The sequence below is a fragment of the Streptomyces monomycini genome (assembly GCF_022271435.1).
In the GTDB taxonomy this organism is placed as follows: domain Bacteria; phylum Actinomycetota; class Actinomycetes; order Streptomycetales; family Streptomycetaceae; genus Streptomyces; species Streptomyces monomycini.
Genome location: NZ_JAFIQY010000001.1, coordinates 440,489 through 457,550 on the forward strand (window position 1 = coordinate 440,489; position 17,062 = coordinate 457,550).

Genomic DNA, 17,062 nt, shown 5'->3' on the forward strand with positions numbered 1-17,062 from the left:
GTGTCTCCTCACTGCTCCGTAGCGTTACACGCAAAGGAGCTTTAGCATGTCACAACATACCCGGCAGGGGACGACGCCACAGGAGATCCCGTCTGAAGAGGCCCCCACACCCGAGCGAACCGACGCCCCGGACGGGCGTCGGCTGGGGCTGACTTTGGGGATGCTGGTGCTGCCGATGTACGTGGCACTGGGAGCGCCGTCGGTGGCCCTGCCGGCCATCGGCCGCGCACTCGCGGTGCCGTTCGGGGCCACCGCGTGGATTCTCGCCGCGTGGTCGCTGACCTCCGCGCTCGCGATGCCGGTCGCGGGTCGGCTGCTGGTCCGCTGGAGCCCCTTCCAGATCCTCGTCGCCGGGGTCGTGACGCTCGCCGCGGGCTCCGCGCTCGCCGGGGCCGGGCCGGCCCTGTCCGTCGTGATCGTCGGCCGGCTGATCGGCGGCGCCGGGGCGGGCGCGACCGTGATCGCCGTCTTCGCCGCGGCCACCGCCCTTCCCCGGCGGCAACGGATCCGCGCCCTGGGAATCATCGCGGCCGCCGGCGCGACGGCGTCGGGGTGCGGGACGCTGTTGGGCGGGGCGGTGACCGCATGGCTCGGGTGGCGTGCCGTGCTCGCGATCCCGGCCCTCGCGCTGCCCCTCCTGCTGGCCGCATTGCCGAGCAGGCGCGCGCTGACGCGGAGCGGTAGCGGTAGCGGTAGCGGTAGGGGTAGGGGTAGGGGCGAGCGAAACGGCTCGGCCGGGCGACTCGACATCGTCGGCGCGGCCGTGCTGTCGGTACTCGCCGGCTCCTTGATCACGTTGCTGCAGGCACACTCGGTCGGCCTGCCCGCTCCGGTCACGCTCGTCGTGGCTGCCGCCGGGGCACTCGCCGCCGTGGGACTGTGGTGGCGCGTGCGCAGCACACCCGACGGGTTCGTACCTCGGCGGGTGATCGCATCCCGCGGCTTCCTGGCGGCCGGGCTCATCGGCGGGACCGTCTTCGCCGGCTACTACGGGGTGCTGTTCCGCGCCCCGTCCCTGATCGAGCAGGCCACGGGCGGTGGCCCCCTGGAAGCCGGCGTGCTCTTGGTCCCTGCCGCCGCCTGCTCGGTGCCGGCCGGGCGGCTGGTCGGCACCTTGACCGACCGGTTCACCGGCTGGCAGGTGTCGGCCGGGCTTGCGGCACTCACCGTCGTCGGCGTGCTCGTGGTCGCGGTCTTCACCGGGCCGATCCCCATCGTCGTCGGCACGGCGTTGACCGTGTGCGGGTTCGCCGGCGCCCAAGCCGTACTGGTGAGCCTCGCGCCGGACCTGGTCGCCGCGGACGACCGCGACACCGCACAGGGCCTGCTCAACTTCATGAACGCCCTGGGTGGCGGGATCGGTCCGGCCGCTGTCGCGGGTCTGTCCGGCATCGTGCCGGCGCCGGTGGCTCTCGCCGTGCTCGCGGCACTCCCCCTGGCCGGACTCGTCCTCAGCCTGACCCGGCGCCCTGCCGCCGGCCGCCGCCCCGCACCCGACGCCACGCGCGGGAGCCCGCGATGACGGTCTGCCTGCATCTGATCCGAGAACGCCTCGCCCAGTAAGGAGCCTTGCCATGACCGCCGAGCCATTCGAGATCAGCATCACCGAAGCCGAGATCGCGGACCTGCGTGAACGCTTGCGACGGACACGGTGGCCCGAGCGCGAACCGGTGGACGACTGGTCACAGGGTTTGCCGCTGGCGTATGCGCAGGAGCTGTGCCGCAGCTGGGCCGAGGACTACGACTTCGGGTTCGCCGAGCGGCTGAACGTCTTCCCGCAGTACCGCGACACGATCGACGGGCTGGGCATCCACTTCCTGCACGTCCGCTCGCCGGAGCCGGACGCGTTCCCGCTCGTGCTCACGCACGGGTGGCCGGGTTCGGTGCTCGAATTCCTGAAGGTCCTCGGCCCGCTGACCGACCCGCGCGCGCACGGCGCTGACCCGGCGGACGCGTTCCACGTGGTCGCGCCGTCGTTGCCCGGGTACGGCTGGAGTGACAAGCCGTCGACGACCGGGTGGGGCATCAGGCGCACCGCGCGCGCCTGGGACTCGTTGATGGTCTCGCTGGGTTACGAACGGTACGGCGCGCAGGGCGGTGACTGGGGTTCGGCTGTGTCCGGCGCGCTGGGCGAGGTGGCGCCCGAGCGGGTCGCCGGCGTGCACCTGAACCTGGGATCCGTGGCGGCGGGCACGTTCGACGACCCGACGCCCGCGGAGCTGGCGAATCTCCAGGCCGCGAAGGAGATGCGGCGCACCGGGCGGGGGTACTCGGCGATCCAGGCGACCCGGCCGCAGACGCTCGGCTACGGCCTCACCGACTCCCCGGCGGGGCAGGCCGCCTGGATCGCCGAGAAGTTCTGGGCGTGGACGGACAACGACGGCCGTCCCGAGGACGCGTTGTCGCGGCAGACGATCCTCGACGAGATCTCGGTCTACTGGTTCACCGCGTCGGCCACGTCGTCGGCGCGCCTGTACTGGGAGAGCTTCGCCAACTTCCGGGACAAGGTGACCGCGCCGTCCGGGCTGTCGGTCTATCCGCGCGACATCACCCGCCCGTCCAGGCGGGAGGCCGAGCTGCGGTTCACCGACCTGCGCTGGTTCGAGGAGCTGCCGCATGGCGGCCACTTCGCCGCGCTGGAACAGCCGGAGTCGCTGGTCGAGCAGGTACGCGGATTCTTCCGCCTGTTCCGCTGACTGTCCGTGCAATCCCCTGGGAAGCCCGCGCCCGGGGATGGTCCTGTCCGCCCCCTGGGGTACCGGCAAAACGACGGCCGCGCAGCGGGCTGAAGTCGACGTCCAGGTGCGGGTCGTACGCCTCCGGCTGGGTGCCGAGTTCGTGGGTGGAGCATTCGCCGAAGCAGCGGATGTGCTCGGTCGGTCAGGTACGACGAGATCGGGGCAAGGTCCTCGGGTCAATCTCCCAGCCGACGTCTCGGAGAGCAGGTTGTCGAGGTAGGGGTCTTTGTGGCGGCGGGCGGGCGCGAGCTGGTCGCCGAGCCGCGTGGCCACAGCGCAGGCCTCCCCGTCCTGGTCGAGCTGGGTGGCCACCCACAGGATTCCCGCCGCCAACGCGGCCGTCTTCTCCCGCGCGGCCTGGACGGGGTCGTCGGCGTCGATGTGCTGGAGCACCGTGCGGTAGTTCCCGCTCAACGCCTCAACGATGGCCTGCTGCCGCTCGCGGATGCTCTCCAGCTCCGCCTCGGCCCGCTTGTCCTGCAACGCGACCCGCCACGCCCCTGGCCGTCGTCGGCGCCGGTCAGGCCCGCCCCGCGGCCGGGACGGCGAGCCGCACGGGACGTAAGGTAAGGGTGACCTTACCCACCACCGGCCAGCTCCGGTGCTTCGCTCCCCGCGCCACCGACACGGAGACCGCCTCGATGACCGTCACCGCCCCGCCCTCCGACACCCCCCGGCACCCGCCCCGGGTACCACGGCCCTCCCCCGTGCCGCGCGTCACCGACGAGCGTGTCGTCCGCCGGGCGGCCGAGTTGTCCGGGGCGGAGTTCTGGCAAGCGGTGGAGCGCGAGGGCACGCCGCTGACCGGCCCGGACCCGTACGGTGCGGCGGACCACGCGCTGGTCACGTTCCTGTGGCGCGGCTCCCCCGCCACCCGTGCGGTCCTGGTGTCGCCCAACAAGCTCGCCGATCCGCGCGACCCGGCCGGCAACCTCATGGAGCGCGTCCCCGGTACGGACGTGTGGCACTGGTCGGTGCGGATGCGCCAGGACTGGCACGCCACGTACACGCTGTGTGTGGACGAGGGCGACGGCCCGGCCGACGACGCCGCCGCGTACTGGCCGTGGCTGCGCACACAACAGCGTGTCGATCCGTTCAACCCGCACTCGCTCGCGAGCCGTTGGGGCGGGGCTCCGGCCTCCTGCGTCGTGCTGTCCGGCGCGCCGGACAGCACGGAGTGGCGGGAGCGGCCCGGCGTGCCCCGTGGCACCGTGTCCGTCCACACCGTCCGCAGCGCGCTGGTCGGCAACGAGCGCCGGGTGTGGCGGTACGTGGCCGCGGGCGGTGCGGCAGCGGGCGCGGAGCTGCCCGTCCTCGTCCTCCTGGACGGGGAGATGTGGCAGCCGGGCCTGGACGTCGCCACCGCGCTGGACAACCTCGTCGCGGACGGGCGGATCCCGCCGCTGGTCGCGCTGCTTCCGGAATCGCTGGGCGCGGACACCCGCTGGGCCGAGATGACGTGCGACCCGCGGTTCACCGGCTTCCTCACGGACGAGCTGCTGCCCTGGGCGGGCGCGGAGCTGCCGCTGACCGCCGACCCGGCCCGTACCGTCGTGGCGGGCCAGAGCCTCGGCGGCCTCACCGCCGCGTACGCCGCGGTGTCCGCGCCCGGCCGGTTCGGCTGTGTCCTGGCGCAGTCCGGTTCCTTCTGGTGGCCGAACGGTCCGGGCGCGCAGTGGCTGACCGGACGGATCGCGGAGTCCCCGCGGCTGCCGGTGCGGTTCCGGCTGTCGGCGGGCGAGCAGGAGTGGGTCGCGCTGCCCGCGAACCGCCGGCTGCGCGACACCCTGGCGGCGAAGGGGTACACCGACGTGGTCTACCGCGAGTTCAACGGCGGCCACGACTACCTGTGCTGGCGTTCGGAGCTGGTGGACGGGCTGTGCGACCTGCTCGGTCCGGGGACGGCCGGGCCCTCGGCCGGCTGACGCCCTCGGGCCCGGCCGCTGGGGTGCGGCCGGGCCCGAGGGCGTCCCCAGGGACGGCTCCGCCGCACCGGGAGTGTGCACGGCGGAGCCGGTCCCAGTGGGAACGCGTGAAGCTGATGCGGTCTCAGTGGGAACGCGTGAAGCTGATGCGGTCTCGGTGCGAGCGCGTGAAGCCGATGCAGCCTCAACGGAAACGCGTGAGGCCGATGCAGCCTCAGTGGGAACGCGTCAGGCTGATCCGGTGCACCGAGTCGATCCGGTCGGCGCCGGCGGCGGACTTGTCCACGACGTAGGCCGTGCCGCGGCGGACCGTGACGTGGTTCGGGTTGGGGCCGGTGGCCAGGTCGGCCAGGACGGTGCCCTTCTTCGGGTCCACGACCGTGGTGGTGCCGCTGCCGCGGTTGGCGACGAAGACCCGGCCGGAGCGGTGGTCGGCGGCGACGGAGATCGCGCCGGCGCCGGTGGGGACGGTCCGGGTGACGGTGCCCTTGCGCAGGTCGACGACCGAGAGCGTGCCCGCGGCCTGGTTGGCCGTGTAGGCGGTACGGCCGTCGGCGGACAGCTCGATGCCGATGGGGGCGTCGCCGGTGGGGATGAAGCGCGGCTCGGCCTTGTACGGGCTGACCACGATGATCCGGTCGTTGGTCAGGTCGGTGGCGTAAGCGGTGCCGGTACGGGTGTCCACGGCGAGTCCGGCGGTGCCCGCGCCCTCGACCTTGACCCGCTTCTTCTCCTTGAAGGTGCGGGTGTCGAACGCGACGACCGAGCCGTCGCCGAAGCCGCTGGCCCAGGCGAGGTCGTGGCGCTTGTCGACGACGATCTCGCGGGCGTGGGCGACGTTCGGCAGGGTGGCGAGGTGCTTGCCGGTGCGCTGGTTGTAGACGGCGACCGAGTTGTTACGGGTGTTGGTGGTCCACACGGTGTCGTGCTCGTCGTCCACGGCGACGCCGTAGACCGCCTCGACCGCGCCGGTCGCCTGGTCGGTGACCGGCGGGGTGTACGCGGCCTTGGTCTTGAGCGTCTTCGGGTCGACCTTCAGCAGTCTGGACTGGGTGACCGGCGGCCGGCCGACGGCCGTCGTGGTCCACAGGACGTGGTGGCGCTCGGAGTAGGCGGACTGGTAGAGCCCGGTGGCCAGTTGTGCGGTGTCCACCCGGTACGACGCCTGGTGCGCGGGCCGGTCGTGCGCGACGGCGGTGCCGCTCACCGCCAGGGCGCTGCCGGCGGCGACGGCGAGGGCCGTGGCGGTGCGGGCGAGGCGGCGGGAGGCGGTGCGGGGCTGCGGCGTCTTGGGGGCGCTCATGGTCTGGACTCCTCCTGAAGAGGCGGGCGAGGCAGGGAGGTCGGGGGAGATCCGCCCGACCCGGTCAAAGGTTAGCTTAGCCTTACCTAAGTTGCGCTCCATCGGCGGTACCCGCGAGACGCAGGGGGCGAGCCGGGCACACCGGAACGGCGTGCCCGACCCGCCCGGCCGGGCGGCCCGTTCAGGCGTCCAGCGCGGCCAGACGTGCCGCGACCACCGCCGCGATCCCGTCCATCCAGCGCGGCTGCGTCATCTGCGGGTGCAGACAGTCCACGTCGTGGTTGGCCAGTCCGCCCTGGATGTACGGCGTCCAGGCGTCCCGCGTCAGCCAGTCCTCGGCGCGCGGGGCGGCGGCGGTGAAGAACAGCGCGTCGCCGGTGAACACGCGGTGCTGGTGTTCCCGCATGAGACGGGCGTTGTTGACGACGATGTCGACGACGGCGGACAGCGTGCGGTCGGACAGCCCGGCCAGCGCGCTGCCCTCGCGGCGCAGCGTCTCCAGCACGTCCTCGCGGGTCAGCTCGTCCGTCCGCTCGAACCCCGCCATCCGCAGCAGGGCGGTGAGCGCGTCGGTCTCCTTGGGGACGGCCTGGTCGCGCCACTGGTCGGAGGGGTAGGCGTCCAGCAGGGCGAGGAAGTCGACGCGCTCCCCCGCCTCCTGGAGCCGCACGGCCACGGTGTGGGCGAGGACGCCGCCCACGGACCAGCCGAGCAGCCGGTACGGGCCGTGCGGCCGGACGGTACGCAACTGCCGTACGTAATCGGCAGCCATCTCCTCCATCGTCGCCGGAAGCGGCTCGTCCCGGGCCAGGCCGCGCGCCTGGAGGCCGTACACCGGTTGCGCGGCATCGAGCCGCGAGAGCAGGCCCGAGTAGCACCAGCTGATGCCGCCCGCCGGGTGCAGGACGAACAGCGGTACCCGGTCGCCCGCCGGGCGTAGCGGCAGCAGGACACCCAGGGCGTCACCGCCCGCCCCGTCGCCGTCCAGGCGGGCGGCGAGCGCGGCCGGGGTACGGTCCTGGAAGAGGGCGCCGATGGCCAGGCTGGTGCCGAGCGTGTCCCGTAGCCGTGCCATCAGGCGGGCGGCCAGCAGGGACGTGCCGCCCAGGTCGAAGAACGCGTCGTCCACGCCGACCCGGGGCAGGCCCAGCACTTCGGCGAACAGCCGGGTGAGGGTCTCCTCCCGGTGGGTGCGCGGGGCGCGGCCGGGTCCGGTCTCGAAGGAGGGGGCCGGGAGCTGTTTGCGGTCCAGCTTGCCGTTGGGGCTGAGCGGGAACGCGTCCAGGGCGACGACACTGGTGGGCACCATGTGCTCCGGCAGGGTGCGGGCGAGCGCGGCGCGCAGCTCCTCCGGGTCGGGCGGGGTGTCGCCGTCGCGGTGCTCGTACGTGACGTAACCGGTCAGCCGCTGGTCGCCGGGGCGGTCCTCGCGTACCACGGCGCAGGCGGCGGCGACGGCGGGCAGGGCGGCCAGGGCCTCCTCGATCTCGCCGAGTTCGACGCGCTGGCCGCGCAGTTTGACCTGGTGGTCGGTGCGGCCGAGGTAGAGCAGTTCGCCGCGGTCGGTCCAGCGGGCGAGGTCGCCGGTGCGGTACATCCGGTCGCCGTCGGGCCCGTAGGGATCGTCGACGAAGCGGGTCGCCGTCAGGCCGGGCCGTCCCAGGTACCCGTCGGCGAGCTGGGTACCCGCGAGGTACAGCTCGCCGGGGACGCCAGGCGGGCAGGGTTGCAAGGCCGCATCCAGGACGTACAGGCGGGTGTTCCAGACGGGCGCCCCGATGGGCACCGGACCCTCGCCGTCGGGTGCGCACGCGTGGTACGTGACGTCGACGGCCGCCTCGGTGGGGCCGTACAGGTTGTGCAGTTCCACGTCCGGCAGGGCCCGCGCGAACTCCCGCGCCGTCTCGCGCGGCAGCGCCTCGCCGCTGCAGAACACCCGGCGCAGTCCGGTGCAGTTCACCGTGTCCGGCTCGGCCAGGAACATCTGGAGCATGGAGGGCACGAAGTGGCAGGTGGTGATGGCCTGTTCGCGGATGACGCGGGCCAGGTACGCGGGGTCCCGGTGACCGCCGGCCTCGGCCACCACCAGCGTGGCGCCCTGGCGCAGCGGCCAGAAGAACTCCCACACGGACACGTCGAAGCCGGAGGGCGTCTTCTGGAGCACCCGGTCGCCCGGATCCAGACCGTACTCCCCCTGCATCCAGCGCAGCCGGTTGTCGATGGCCCGGTGGCTGACCACGACGCCCTTGGGGCGGCCGGTGGAGCCGGAGGTGTAGATGACGTACGCGGGGTGGTCCGGGGTGAGCGGGCGGGGCGGGACGGTTCCGGGGTACGGGTCCAGGTCGAGCCCTTCCAGGACGACCACGGGCAGCTGCCCGTCGCCGGGCACGCGGTCGTCCCGGTCGGTGACCACGCACACGGGCCGCGCGTCGTCGAGCATGTACGCGAGCCGGTCGGCGGGGTAGTCGGGGTCCAGCGGCAGGTAGGCGCCGCCTGCCTTGAGCACGGCCAGCAGGGTGAGGACGAGGTCGGCGGAGCGCGGTACGGCGACGGCGGCCAGGGTGCCGGGCCGTACGCCCAGGGACGCCAGGTGCCGGGCCAGCCGGTTGGCGCGGGCGTCGAGTTCGGCGTACGTCCAGGTGGTGTCCCTGAAGACCAGCGCGGTGGCGTCGGGGGTGCGGGCGGCCTGTGCCTCGATGGGCCCGACGAGCGTGGTGGGCGGCAGGGCGCGGGCCGTGGCGTTGAACTGCTCCAGCACCAGGGACCGTTCGGCCGCGGTGGCGATGCCGTGCTCACCCTGGGGGACGTGCGGGTCGGCGTGCGCGAGGCGGGACAGCAGGTCCAGGAACCGTTCCTGGTGGTGCCCGAGGTCCGTCTCCTCGTACAGCGCGGGGTTGGCGTCGTAGTCGAGGCGGAGACCGCGGCCGTCGGCGCGGTCGTAGACGTTGACGGTCAGCTCGTCGACCGGGCCGGTGGACAGGTTGTGCGCGGTGGCCGGGACGCCCGCGAAGTCCAGGCCGTAGTCGAAGGGCATGACGTTGACCAGCGGCCCGACCAGCGCCCGGTCGGCGCCGAGCAGGCCCAGGTCACGGCGGATGTCCTCGTAGCGGTAGCGCTGGTGGCGGCGGGCCGCGCGGATGCCGAGGACGACCTGGCGGGTCAGTTCGGCGAAGGTGGCGCGCGGGCCGGCGGTCAGCCGCAGCGGCAGCACGTTCATGACCATGCCGGGGACGCGCAGCGCCACCGAGCCCATGCGGCCCATCATCGGCAGCCCGAGGACGACCTCTTCGGCGCCGGTGGCCCGGGACAGGTACAGCGCCTGGGCGGCGATCAGCACGTCGGGCCAGGTGGCGCGGACCGAGGAGGCCAGTTCCTTGAGCCGCTCGGTGACCTCGGGCCCCAGGTACGCGGTGCGGCGCAGATGCGTACGGGAGGGCAGGGCGGTGCGCCCGGCCAGGTTGACGGCCTCGGGCCGGTCCGCGAACGCCTCGTTCCAGTGCTGCCGGTCGGCCTCGTACGTGTCCGAGGCGCGGTACGCGGCGTCGTCGGCGACCAGGTCGGTGAGGCGCCCGAAGGGGTCGGGGCCCACGGGTTCGCCGGACGCGAGCGCCGTGTAGACCTCGGCGGTGCGGCGGGCCAGCAGAGAGTAGCCGAAGCCGTCCATGACGACGTGGTGGACGCGCTGGTACCACAGCCAGCGGGTGTCGCCGACCCGGAACAGCGCGTGCGCGAACAGCGGCCCGGCGGCCAGGTCGAACGGTTCGGCCAGGTCGGCGTGCATCCAGGCGCGCGCCGCGCCGTCCGGGTCGGCCTCCGCGCGCAGGTCCGCCAGATGGAGAGGCAGCGGCGCCGGGCCGGTGGTCAGCGGGAGCTGACGGGGGCCCTCGGGCGTCTCGACGATACGGACGCGCAGCGCGTCGGCCTCGGCGACCACCTGGTGCAGCGCGTCGGAGAACAGCGCCGGGTCCACCGGGCCGTGGATCTCCAGGTACTCGGCGGTGTTCTGCGCGGGGCTCGCCGGATCCAGGGCCTGGGCGTACCACAGGCCGGTCTGGGCGGCCGTCAGCGGCAGCCCCTCGGCGGCGATGTGCCGGCCGTCCGCGGTGGCGTCCAGCAGCGCCGTCACGAGTCCGCGCCCAGGATGCGGGCCCACGCCTCGATGGCGGGCTGCTCGGCGAGGTCCACGAAACCGGCCCGGGTGCCGTGATCGCGCCGCCACCGTTCCAGGAGCGCCATGATGCGGACCGAGTCCATGCCGTAGTCGACGAGGTTCTCGTCGACGGGGATGTCGGCCGGGTCCTCGCCCAGCACGTCGGCGACGTCCGCGCGCAGGTGGTCGATGGTCAGAGCCATGACAGGTGGTTCTCCTTGAGGGGTGGGCCGGTGGTAACCGGGTGCGGGGGGCCGGCGGGCGGCCGGGGCTCGCCGGTACGGACGGACGGCCGGGAGCCGCGGCCACGGGTGGGCGCCGGGCCGGGCGGACCGTGCCCGTCCGGCCGGGCGCCATGCGTCACTTGGCCATGGCCTTCTCGATGTCGTCCAGGACGGACAGGGCCGCGAGGCCGCCGCCGAGGCTGGTCCACTTGGAGCCGTCGACCTCGGTGGCGTGGCCCTCGCGGACCGCGCGGAGCTGACGGTAGGCGGGCTTGGTCTTCAGCTCGGCGAACAGGTCGGCGTCCTTGCCCTTGGCGGCGAGGGTCCCGATGAACAGCCGGTCGCCGTCGATCTGCTGGATGTCCTCGTCGCTGATGGGGGTGGAGTGGCCCTGGCCGCGCTCGTTCTGGATGCCGGGACGCTTGAAGCCGAGGTTCTTCAGGACGTCGCTGATGAACACGCCCTGCTGCATCACGGCGGTGCCCTTGGCGGAGTAGCGGGCCACGGAGACGGTGGCGCCGGCGCGCGGGCCGAGCTTCTTCTTCAGGGCCGCGGCCTTGTTCTCGTAACCCGCGAGGAAGGTCTTGGCCTCGTTCTGCTTGCCGAGGACCCGGCCGGTGAGGTCGAGCGCCTTCTTCCAGTCCTTGTCCTTGCCGATGGTGACGACGGTCGGCGCGACGGCCTTCAGCTGCTGGAGCACTTTCGGGTCGGCGAGCTGCCCAGCGAGGATGACGTCGGGCTTGGCGCGCAGCACCTTCTCGATGTCCGGGCCGGTGACGGCACCGACGACCGGTATGTCCCCGGCCCGGCCGGCGAGGTACTCGGGGGCGCCCTTCTGGCCGCGCCCGGCGGTCAGACCGATCGGCTTCACCCCGAGGGCCAGCGCGGAGTCGAGGTCCATCTCGCTGAGCGCGACCACCTTGGCGGGCTTGGCGGGGACCTCGACCTCGGTGCCGGTGGCGTCGGTGACGGTGACCTTGCCGGCGCCGCCGGTCTTCGCCTGCCCGGAACCGGACTCGTCTCCTCCGCAGGCGGTGAGGGCCAGCGCCAGGGCGGTGGTGACGGCGGCCGCCGCGGTCCGGCGGACGCGCGGCAGGGTGTGCGTGGACATGTCTGTGGTCTCCGAGTGGTGAAGTCCGGCGCCGGGACGGCGTTTGACGGAACAGCGAGTGCCGGGCATGCCGGGACGACCCCGGCGTCCGGGCCTGTCGGGCGACGGAAGCCCCGGTCAGGCCTTAGGTTAGGCTAACCTTATGTTGGTTGCGCAAGAGGCCGGGCCCCCCGTGGGCGACACCCAGCCCCCTCCGTCACGGGCGTCCGGTCACCGCCGGCGCATCCTGACCGCCGCGGTCGCCCTGACCGTGCTGCTGGCCGTCCTGATGCTGCTGTCCCTGCTCATCGGCACGGGATCGAGCCCCCTCGCGCGCGCGTGGGACTTCCTCATGGGCGACCCGACGGCCCGCGCCGACGCCCAACTCCGGCTCGCCGTCCTCGACGTACGGCTCCCGCGGACCCTCGCCGCCGTCCTCGTCGGTGTCTCCCTCGGCGCCGCAGGCTGCCTCCTCCAGGCCGTCACCCGCAACCCATTGGCCGAAACCGGACTGCTCGGCGTGAATTCCGGCGCCGCGCTCGGCGTCGTCGTCGGCCTCACCTACTTCGGGGTGAACTCCTCCTACGCCCTGCTCGGCTGGGCGCTCGCCGGCGGCATGGCCGCCAGCGCGGTGGTCCTGCTGCTGGCCGCCTCGGGCCGGGCCGCGGCGTCCCCGCTGCGGCTGGTGCTCGCCGGCTCCGCGCTCGGCGCCACCTTCCACGGCATGACCTCCTACGTGCTGCTCAGCACCCAGTCCACCTTCGACACGTTCCGCTACTGGACCATCGGCTCCCTGGCGGGCATCAAGACCTCGGACACCTACCCGCTGGTCCCCCTTGTCGCGGCCGGCCTGCTGATCGCCTTCGGCGCCGCCCGCCCGCTGGCCGCCCTCGCGCTCGGCGACGACAGCGCGCGGTCCCTGGGACACCGCCCCGGGCTGGTCCGCGTGGTCGTCGCGGGGGCGGTGACCCTGCTGGCCGGGTCGGCGGTGGCGATCGCCGGCCCGATCGCCTTCCTCGGCCTGATGGCCCCGCACGCCGCCCGCACCGTCACCGGCCCCCGGATCGCCGCACAGCTCGCCCTGTCGGCGCTGATCGCCGCCGATGTGATGATCGCGGCGGACATCTTCGCCCGGGTCGCCATCCGTCCCTGGGAGACCCCCGTGAGCGTGCTCCTCGCCTTCGTCGGCGGGCCGTTGCTGATAGGGATCGCCCGCTCCCGGCGGATGTCCACCGCAGGAGGCACGGCATGACGGAACCGGCACACGGAGCGTCGTCGGAGCCGGCCACGGACGGCCGGAAGGCTGCTGTCCCCTCCCCCGCGGACCTCGCGACCCGCACAGCTCCCGCAGCTCCCACAGCCCCCGCTACGGCCGTCACTTCGGACGCGGCCCCCGCCGCCGACGTCACGCCGCCCGACAGCCTCGTCCTGCGGACCGGCGCCTTCTCCTGGCTCTTCCCCCGCCGGGGCTCACTGGTCGCCGTCGCGCTCGGCGTGCTGATCCTGGTCCTGGTCGCGCTGGGTACGTTCGCCAGCTCCACCGGCATGAGTCTTTCCGAGACGCTCGCCGGCCTGTCCGGCACGGGCGACCCCGCGACGGTGATGCTCGTCCAGGACTTCCGGCTGCCCCGGATCGCCGTCGGCGTCCTGGTCGGCGCGGCACTGGGCATCGCCGGCTGCCTCACCCAGACGCTCGCCGGCAACCGGCTCGCCACCCCCGACCTCATCGGTGTGAACGAGGGCGCCACCGCGGCCGTCGTCGCCTCCGTCGTCGGCTCGTCCACCGGCATGATCGGCGAGTGGTGGCTCGGGCCGGTCGGCGCGGTGCTGGCCGCCGCGCTGGTGGTCCTGTGCGCGGGCGGCGCGGGCCATCGGGGGCACCGCGTCCTCGTCGTCGGCATCGGCGTCTCGACCGTCGTCGGGGCCGTCACCGACCTCGTCATGTCCCGCCAGAACGACAACACGGCCGGTGGCGTCTTCCTGTGGACGGTCGGCAGCCTCAGCGGGCGCGACTGGTCGGTGGGGACGCCGCTGCTGCTGATCCTGCTCGTGCTGCTCCCGTTCGCCCTCGCCGCCGGGAACCGGCTCCAGCTGCTGCGCTTCGACGACGACACCGCCGCCGGGCTCGGTGTACCCGTACGGCGGATCCGCGCACTCGCCCTGGCGCTCGCGGTGGTCCTCTCCGGCGTCGCCGCGGGCATCGGCGGCCCCATCGCCTTCGTCGCCCTCGCGGCTCCCGTACTGGCCGACCGCCTCGGCGGCCGGGCACGCGTGCCGGTACTGGCCTCCGGCCTGGTGGGCGGCGCGCTGATCGCCGGCGCCGACGCGCTGGGCCGGGTGATCGCCCCCGTGGAGATTCCGGTGGGCGTGGTCACCAGTGTGCTCGGCGGTCCCTTCCTGCTGTGGGTCCTCTTCCGCCCGGACCGGGGCGCCAGCCGGCCGTAGGAGCCGGTGCCGTGCGCGTGGCGGTGGCCACTGCGCCCGGGTGCCAGGTGTACGGCGGCCGGTGTCCCGCGTCACCGACGGACCACGGAAGTACCGCCTTTCCCTGTCCGCGCCCTTGCCGGAGCGCTACCGTGAAGGGAGCACCGTGAGGCCGTCCAGAGCCGGGTGGAACCGGCCGCCGTGACGGCTTCGGACGGGCGAGGTGAGAGGCGAGGCGGCCAGCGGTTCCTGTCAGCGGGCATCAGCGGTCCCGGAGACCGGACTTCCTTCTCCCACCGCCGCGGGAGCGCGCCCGGACCCCGCAGCCACGTCGTGGAGGCGGGAGCCTGCCGATCGGCGGCCCTTCATGCCCGCGACCGAACGTGAGGCGCGCATCGCCGAAACGGTGCGCGACCTGGTACACCGCAGCGCGGATTTCGATCCGCTGGAACTGCTGCACGATCTGACCGAACACGCGACGGCCCTGCTTCCGGTGGCCGGAGCCGGTGTCACCGTCCTCGACGACCTGGGGCGGGTGGAGTACGCGACCGCCTCCGACGAACGCTGCCGCCGCCTGGAAGAGGTCCAGATCGAACTGGACGAGGGGCCCTGCCTCGACGCCACCCGCGGCGGCACCGCCCTGGCTCCGGCCCCGCTGACCGGCCCGGCGGCGATGCGCTGGCCCCGCTTCGCCCGCCGCGCCCGGCGCGTCGGCGTCACCGTGGTCTCCGCGGTCCCGCTGCGCACCCCCGGCTTCACCGCCGGCGCCCTCAACCTGATGAGCGGCCGGGAGACGGAGGTACCCACCGCCAACGACCTGCGCGTCGCCCAGGCACTGGCCGACGCCACCGCCGCCTGCTTCGGCCACCAGCACGATCTGCACGACCAGGCCGTCCTCATCCAGCAGCTGTCCACCGCGCTGGACAGCCGCCTGGTGATCGAGCAGGCCAAAGGGGTGTTGTCCGAGCGGCTGCGGGTGAGCCTGGACGACGCCTTCGCCCGGCTGCGCGCACACGCCCGAGCCCGGCAACTCAAACTCACCGACCTGGCGGCGAGCGTCGCCCAGGGCTCGGTGCCCTCCGAACTGTCCGAGCCGTGATGAAACGCCGGCCGGGCGGACCGTGCCCCCTGCGCAGCGGCGACGCCGAGCGCACCTGCCACGCCCGCCACGAGAGGTAGATCATGCCACGCGCCGAGTTGGAGATGCTCTTCGACCGGTTGCGCCAAGCGGCGCGCTCCGGTCAGGGCCTGAACGGCGTGAGCCCGGGGACCGCCGCACGACTGCTCGGACACGACGCCCTGACCCTGTGCCTGGCCACTCCCCGCGGCCACCTGGAGCTCCTGTGGTCCGACGACGCCGCCGAACAGCTCGGCCCGGCCTTGGACGACCTGCAGTACACCCTCGGTGAAGGACCCACCCTGGAAGCGCTCCGCACCGGCCGTACCGTCACCGAACCCGACCTGAGGAACACGCCCGTCGGCCGCTGGCCGCAATTCCTGCCCGCCGCCGCCCGTAGCGATGTCCGTACGGTGGTGGCCGTCCCGCTGCTCCTGGGCCTCGTACCCGTCGGCGTCCTGACCGCTTACCGCACCCGGCCCGGTGCCCCGAGCGCCCAGCAGGTGGAGGCGACCGACCGTTTCGCGCGGGCCGCGCTGAATCTGCTGCTGTACACCTCCCCCGCCCGGCTGCTCACCGGTGAGCACGGCGCCGGGCTGACCTTGCACCGCGCCGAGGTCCACCAGGCCACCGGCGTCCTCGCCGTCCAGCTACGTGTCGCCCTCGACCAGGCCCTCCTGCGGCTGCGTGCCCACGCGTACTCCCAGGACCGCGCCCTCCTCGACGTCGCCCGCGACATCATCGCGCACCGCCTGCGCCTCGACAACGGCTCGTCGTGACGGTCCGGGCACGGCCGGGTTCCCGCAGGTGCAGCCGGAGTACGACGGGCACCGCACCCCGGCTCTGCCGGGGTGCGTCGCTCCGCCGACCACCCGGGTGCCCCGGAGAATATGCGAGCCCCGGGGGGAACGGCTGTGCTGGAGGTCCAGCTACCGTCTCCCCCGTACCCAGGAGTGATCCGCATGCGCGTACGTCTCACCCTCGCCGGCGCGGTGCTCGCCGCGGCCGTCGTGCTGCCCGCGGCGTCCGCCGCCGTGGCCGACGACAGCCCGGCAGGCACCGCCCCGAAGACCGGCGTCGGCCCCGGCGCCGGTCCGGCCGGCACCGAGTTCGGCGCGGTGCCCCAGGGCAACCGGGAACTCGTCGGCCGCATCATGACCGGCCTCGCCTGAGCCCGCCCCGCCGTTCGGACACGGCACGCGACCGGGCGGAGGTGCCGGCCGGTCCGGAGACACCGGCAGGCGCGAGAGCATCAGGCGGCGCGAAGGCGGAAGACCATGTCCGGGGCGTCGCCCTCCACGGCTGCGCCGTCCGCGCTGGTCACCGACACCGTACGCAGCCCGGCTCCGGCGGCGAGTTTCTCGAAGCCGGAGCGGGTGTACCAGTGCAGCAGCCACGGACGCTCCACGACGGTGGGCCCGTCGGGGCCGTGACGTTCGTAGCGCAGCACGGCGGTCCTGGTGCGCGCGATCTCGTCGCGCTCCTCCGACACCATGGAGAACCGCAGCTCGGCGCCGTCGTCGGCGGGGGCGGTGCGGACCTGACCGATCCGGTCGGCGGGGGTCGGCGGCGGGACGTGCAACGGGATCAACGCGGTGCCGTCGTCGGCCAGGTGACGGCGGATGCCGTGCAGAGCGGCCGCCGCGACGCTGTCGTCCGGCAGCAGGTTGAAGGTGGGCCCGGCCAGGAAGACCGCCCGGAACCGGCGTGACAGGCTGAGCGCTTCCATCCGCTGGTGGTGGACGGTGACGGTGAGGCCCGCCGCGTCGGCCCGGCGGCGGCAGCGTTCCAGCATGTCGGCAGAGGAGTCGACGCCTTCGACGTCCAGCCCGGCGCGGCGCAGCGCGAGCAGCGGATCACCGTCTCCGCAGCCCAGTTCCAGGGCCGGGCCGTCCACTTCGCGGAGGAAGGCCGCATAGATCTCGGGATCCGGGGAGAACGACCGCAACGGGGCGAAGGACTCGGCGACGAGGCCGGTGTAGAAATCAGCTGGGTGCACGGACGTTCGCCGGCCCTTTCGGTGGAGGATCGGCTTCGCGGACCGGAGCCGAGGGCCGCTGCCGCGCGGGTGACGGCAGCGACCGCCGACGC

The 17,062-nt window shown here is 73.7% G+C and carries 13 protein-coding genes; 8 read left to right on the forward strand and 5 right to left on the reverse strand.

Annotated features, from left to right (window positions below; translation table 11 throughout):
* Positions 1-46: 46 nt before the first annotated feature.
* The 3 genes from JXZ78_RS01780 to fes all read left to right on the forward strand — a co-directional run bounded on the left by JXZ78_RS01780 (position 47) and on the right by fes (position 4,663).
* On the forward strand, positions 47-1,522 hold the full coding sequence (locus tag JXZ78_RS01780; protein WP_030018477.1) for an MFS transporter: 1,476 nt from the start codon (positions 47-49) through the stop codon (positions 1,520-1,522).
* Between the two features lie 52 nt (positions 1,523-1,574).
* A complete protein-coding gene (locus tag JXZ78_RS01785; protein ID WP_030018478.1) occupies positions 1,575-2,696 on the forward strand; it encodes an epoxide hydrolase family protein in 1,122 nt (373 codons plus the stop codon).
* Positions 2,697-3,379: 683 nt separating this feature from the next.
* A complete protein-coding gene (fes, locus tag JXZ78_RS01790; protein WP_030018479.1) occupies positions 3,380-4,663 on the forward strand; it encodes an enterochelin esterase in 1,284 nt (427 codons plus the stop codon).
* A 214-nt stretch (positions 4,664-4,877) separates the two neighbouring features.
* Here the strand turns inward: fes and JXZ78_RS01795 are convergent, their stop codons facing one another.
* The 4 genes from JXZ78_RS01795 to JXZ78_RS01810 all read right to left on the reverse strand — a co-directional run bounded on the left by JXZ78_RS01795 (position 4,878) and on the right by JXZ78_RS01810 (position 11,451).
* Positions 4,878-5,966, reverse strand: a complete 1,089-nt coding sequence (locus JXZ78_RS01795; protein ID WP_030018480.1) for a YncE family protein — start codon at positions 5,964-5,966, stop codon at positions 4,878-4,880.
* A gap of 181 nt (positions 5,967-6,147) precedes the next feature.
* Positions 6,148-10,092, reverse strand: a complete 3,945-nt coding sequence (locus JXZ78_RS01800; protein ID WP_238782632.1) for a non-ribosomal peptide synthetase — start codon at positions 10,090-10,092, stop codon at positions 6,148-6,150.
* Complete coding sequence (locus tag JXZ78_RS01805) at positions 10,089-10,319, reverse strand: phosphopantetheine-binding protein (protein ID WP_030018483.1); 231 nt, start codon at positions 10,317-10,319, stop codon at positions 10,089-10,091. Before JXZ78_RS01805 ends, JXZ78_RS01800 begins: the two co-directional genes overlap by 4 nt.
* Positions 10,320-10,476: 157 nt before the next feature.
* On the reverse strand, positions 10,477-11,451 hold the full coding sequence (locus JXZ78_RS01810) for an ABC transporter substrate-binding protein (protein WP_030018484.1): 975 nt from the start codon (positions 11,449-11,451) through the stop codon (positions 10,477-10,479).
* 142 nt (positions 11,452-11,593) lie between these two features.
* Here JXZ78_RS01810 and JXZ78_RS01815 point away from each other — a divergent pair, with 142 nt between their 5' ends.
* From JXZ78_RS01815 to JXZ78_RS01835, 5 genes are all read left to right on the forward strand, one after another.
* On the forward strand, positions 11,594-12,682 hold the full coding sequence (locus JXZ78_RS01815; protein WP_372498384.1) for a FecCD family ABC transporter permease: 1,089 nt from the start codon (positions 11,594-11,596) through the stop codon (positions 12,680-12,682).
* On the forward strand, positions 12,679-13,875 hold the full coding sequence (locus JXZ78_RS01820; RefSeq protein WP_078624019.1) for a FecCD family ABC transporter permease: 1,197 nt from the start codon (positions 12,679-12,681) through the stop codon (positions 13,873-13,875). The genes JXZ78_RS01815 and JXZ78_RS01820 overlap by 4 nt, the downstream gene beginning before the upstream one ends.
* 346 nt (positions 13,876-14,221) lie before the next feature.
* Positions 14,222-14,953 (forward strand): ANTAR domain-containing protein, encoded by a 732-nt coding sequence (locus tag JXZ78_RS01825; RefSeq protein ID WP_030018487.1) that lies wholly within the window; start codon positions 14,222-14,224, stop codon positions 14,951-14,953.
* Between the two features lie 83 nt (positions 14,954-15,036).
* Entirely contained in the window at positions 15,037-15,750 is a 714-nt protein-coding gene (locus tag JXZ78_RS01830) for a GAF and ANTAR domain-containing protein (RefSeq protein WP_050502137.1), read from the forward strand.
* 183 nt (positions 15,751-15,933) lie between these two features.
* Positions 15,934-16,143 carry a hypothetical protein gene (locus tag JXZ78_RS01835; RefSeq protein WP_030018489.1) on the forward strand — a complete coding sequence of 70 codons (210 nt, stop codon included), beginning with the start codon at positions 15,934-15,936 and terminating at the stop codon, positions 16,141-16,143.
* Positions 16,144-16,223: 80 nt separating this feature from the next.
* Here the strand turns inward: JXZ78_RS01835 and JXZ78_RS01840 are convergent, their stop codons facing one another.
* Positions 16,224-16,970 (reverse strand): class I SAM-dependent methyltransferase, encoded by a 747-nt coding sequence (locus JXZ78_RS01840; protein WP_030018490.1) that lies wholly within the window; start codon positions 16,968-16,970, stop codon positions 16,224-16,226.
* Positions 16,971-17,062 lie beyond the last annotated feature (92 nt).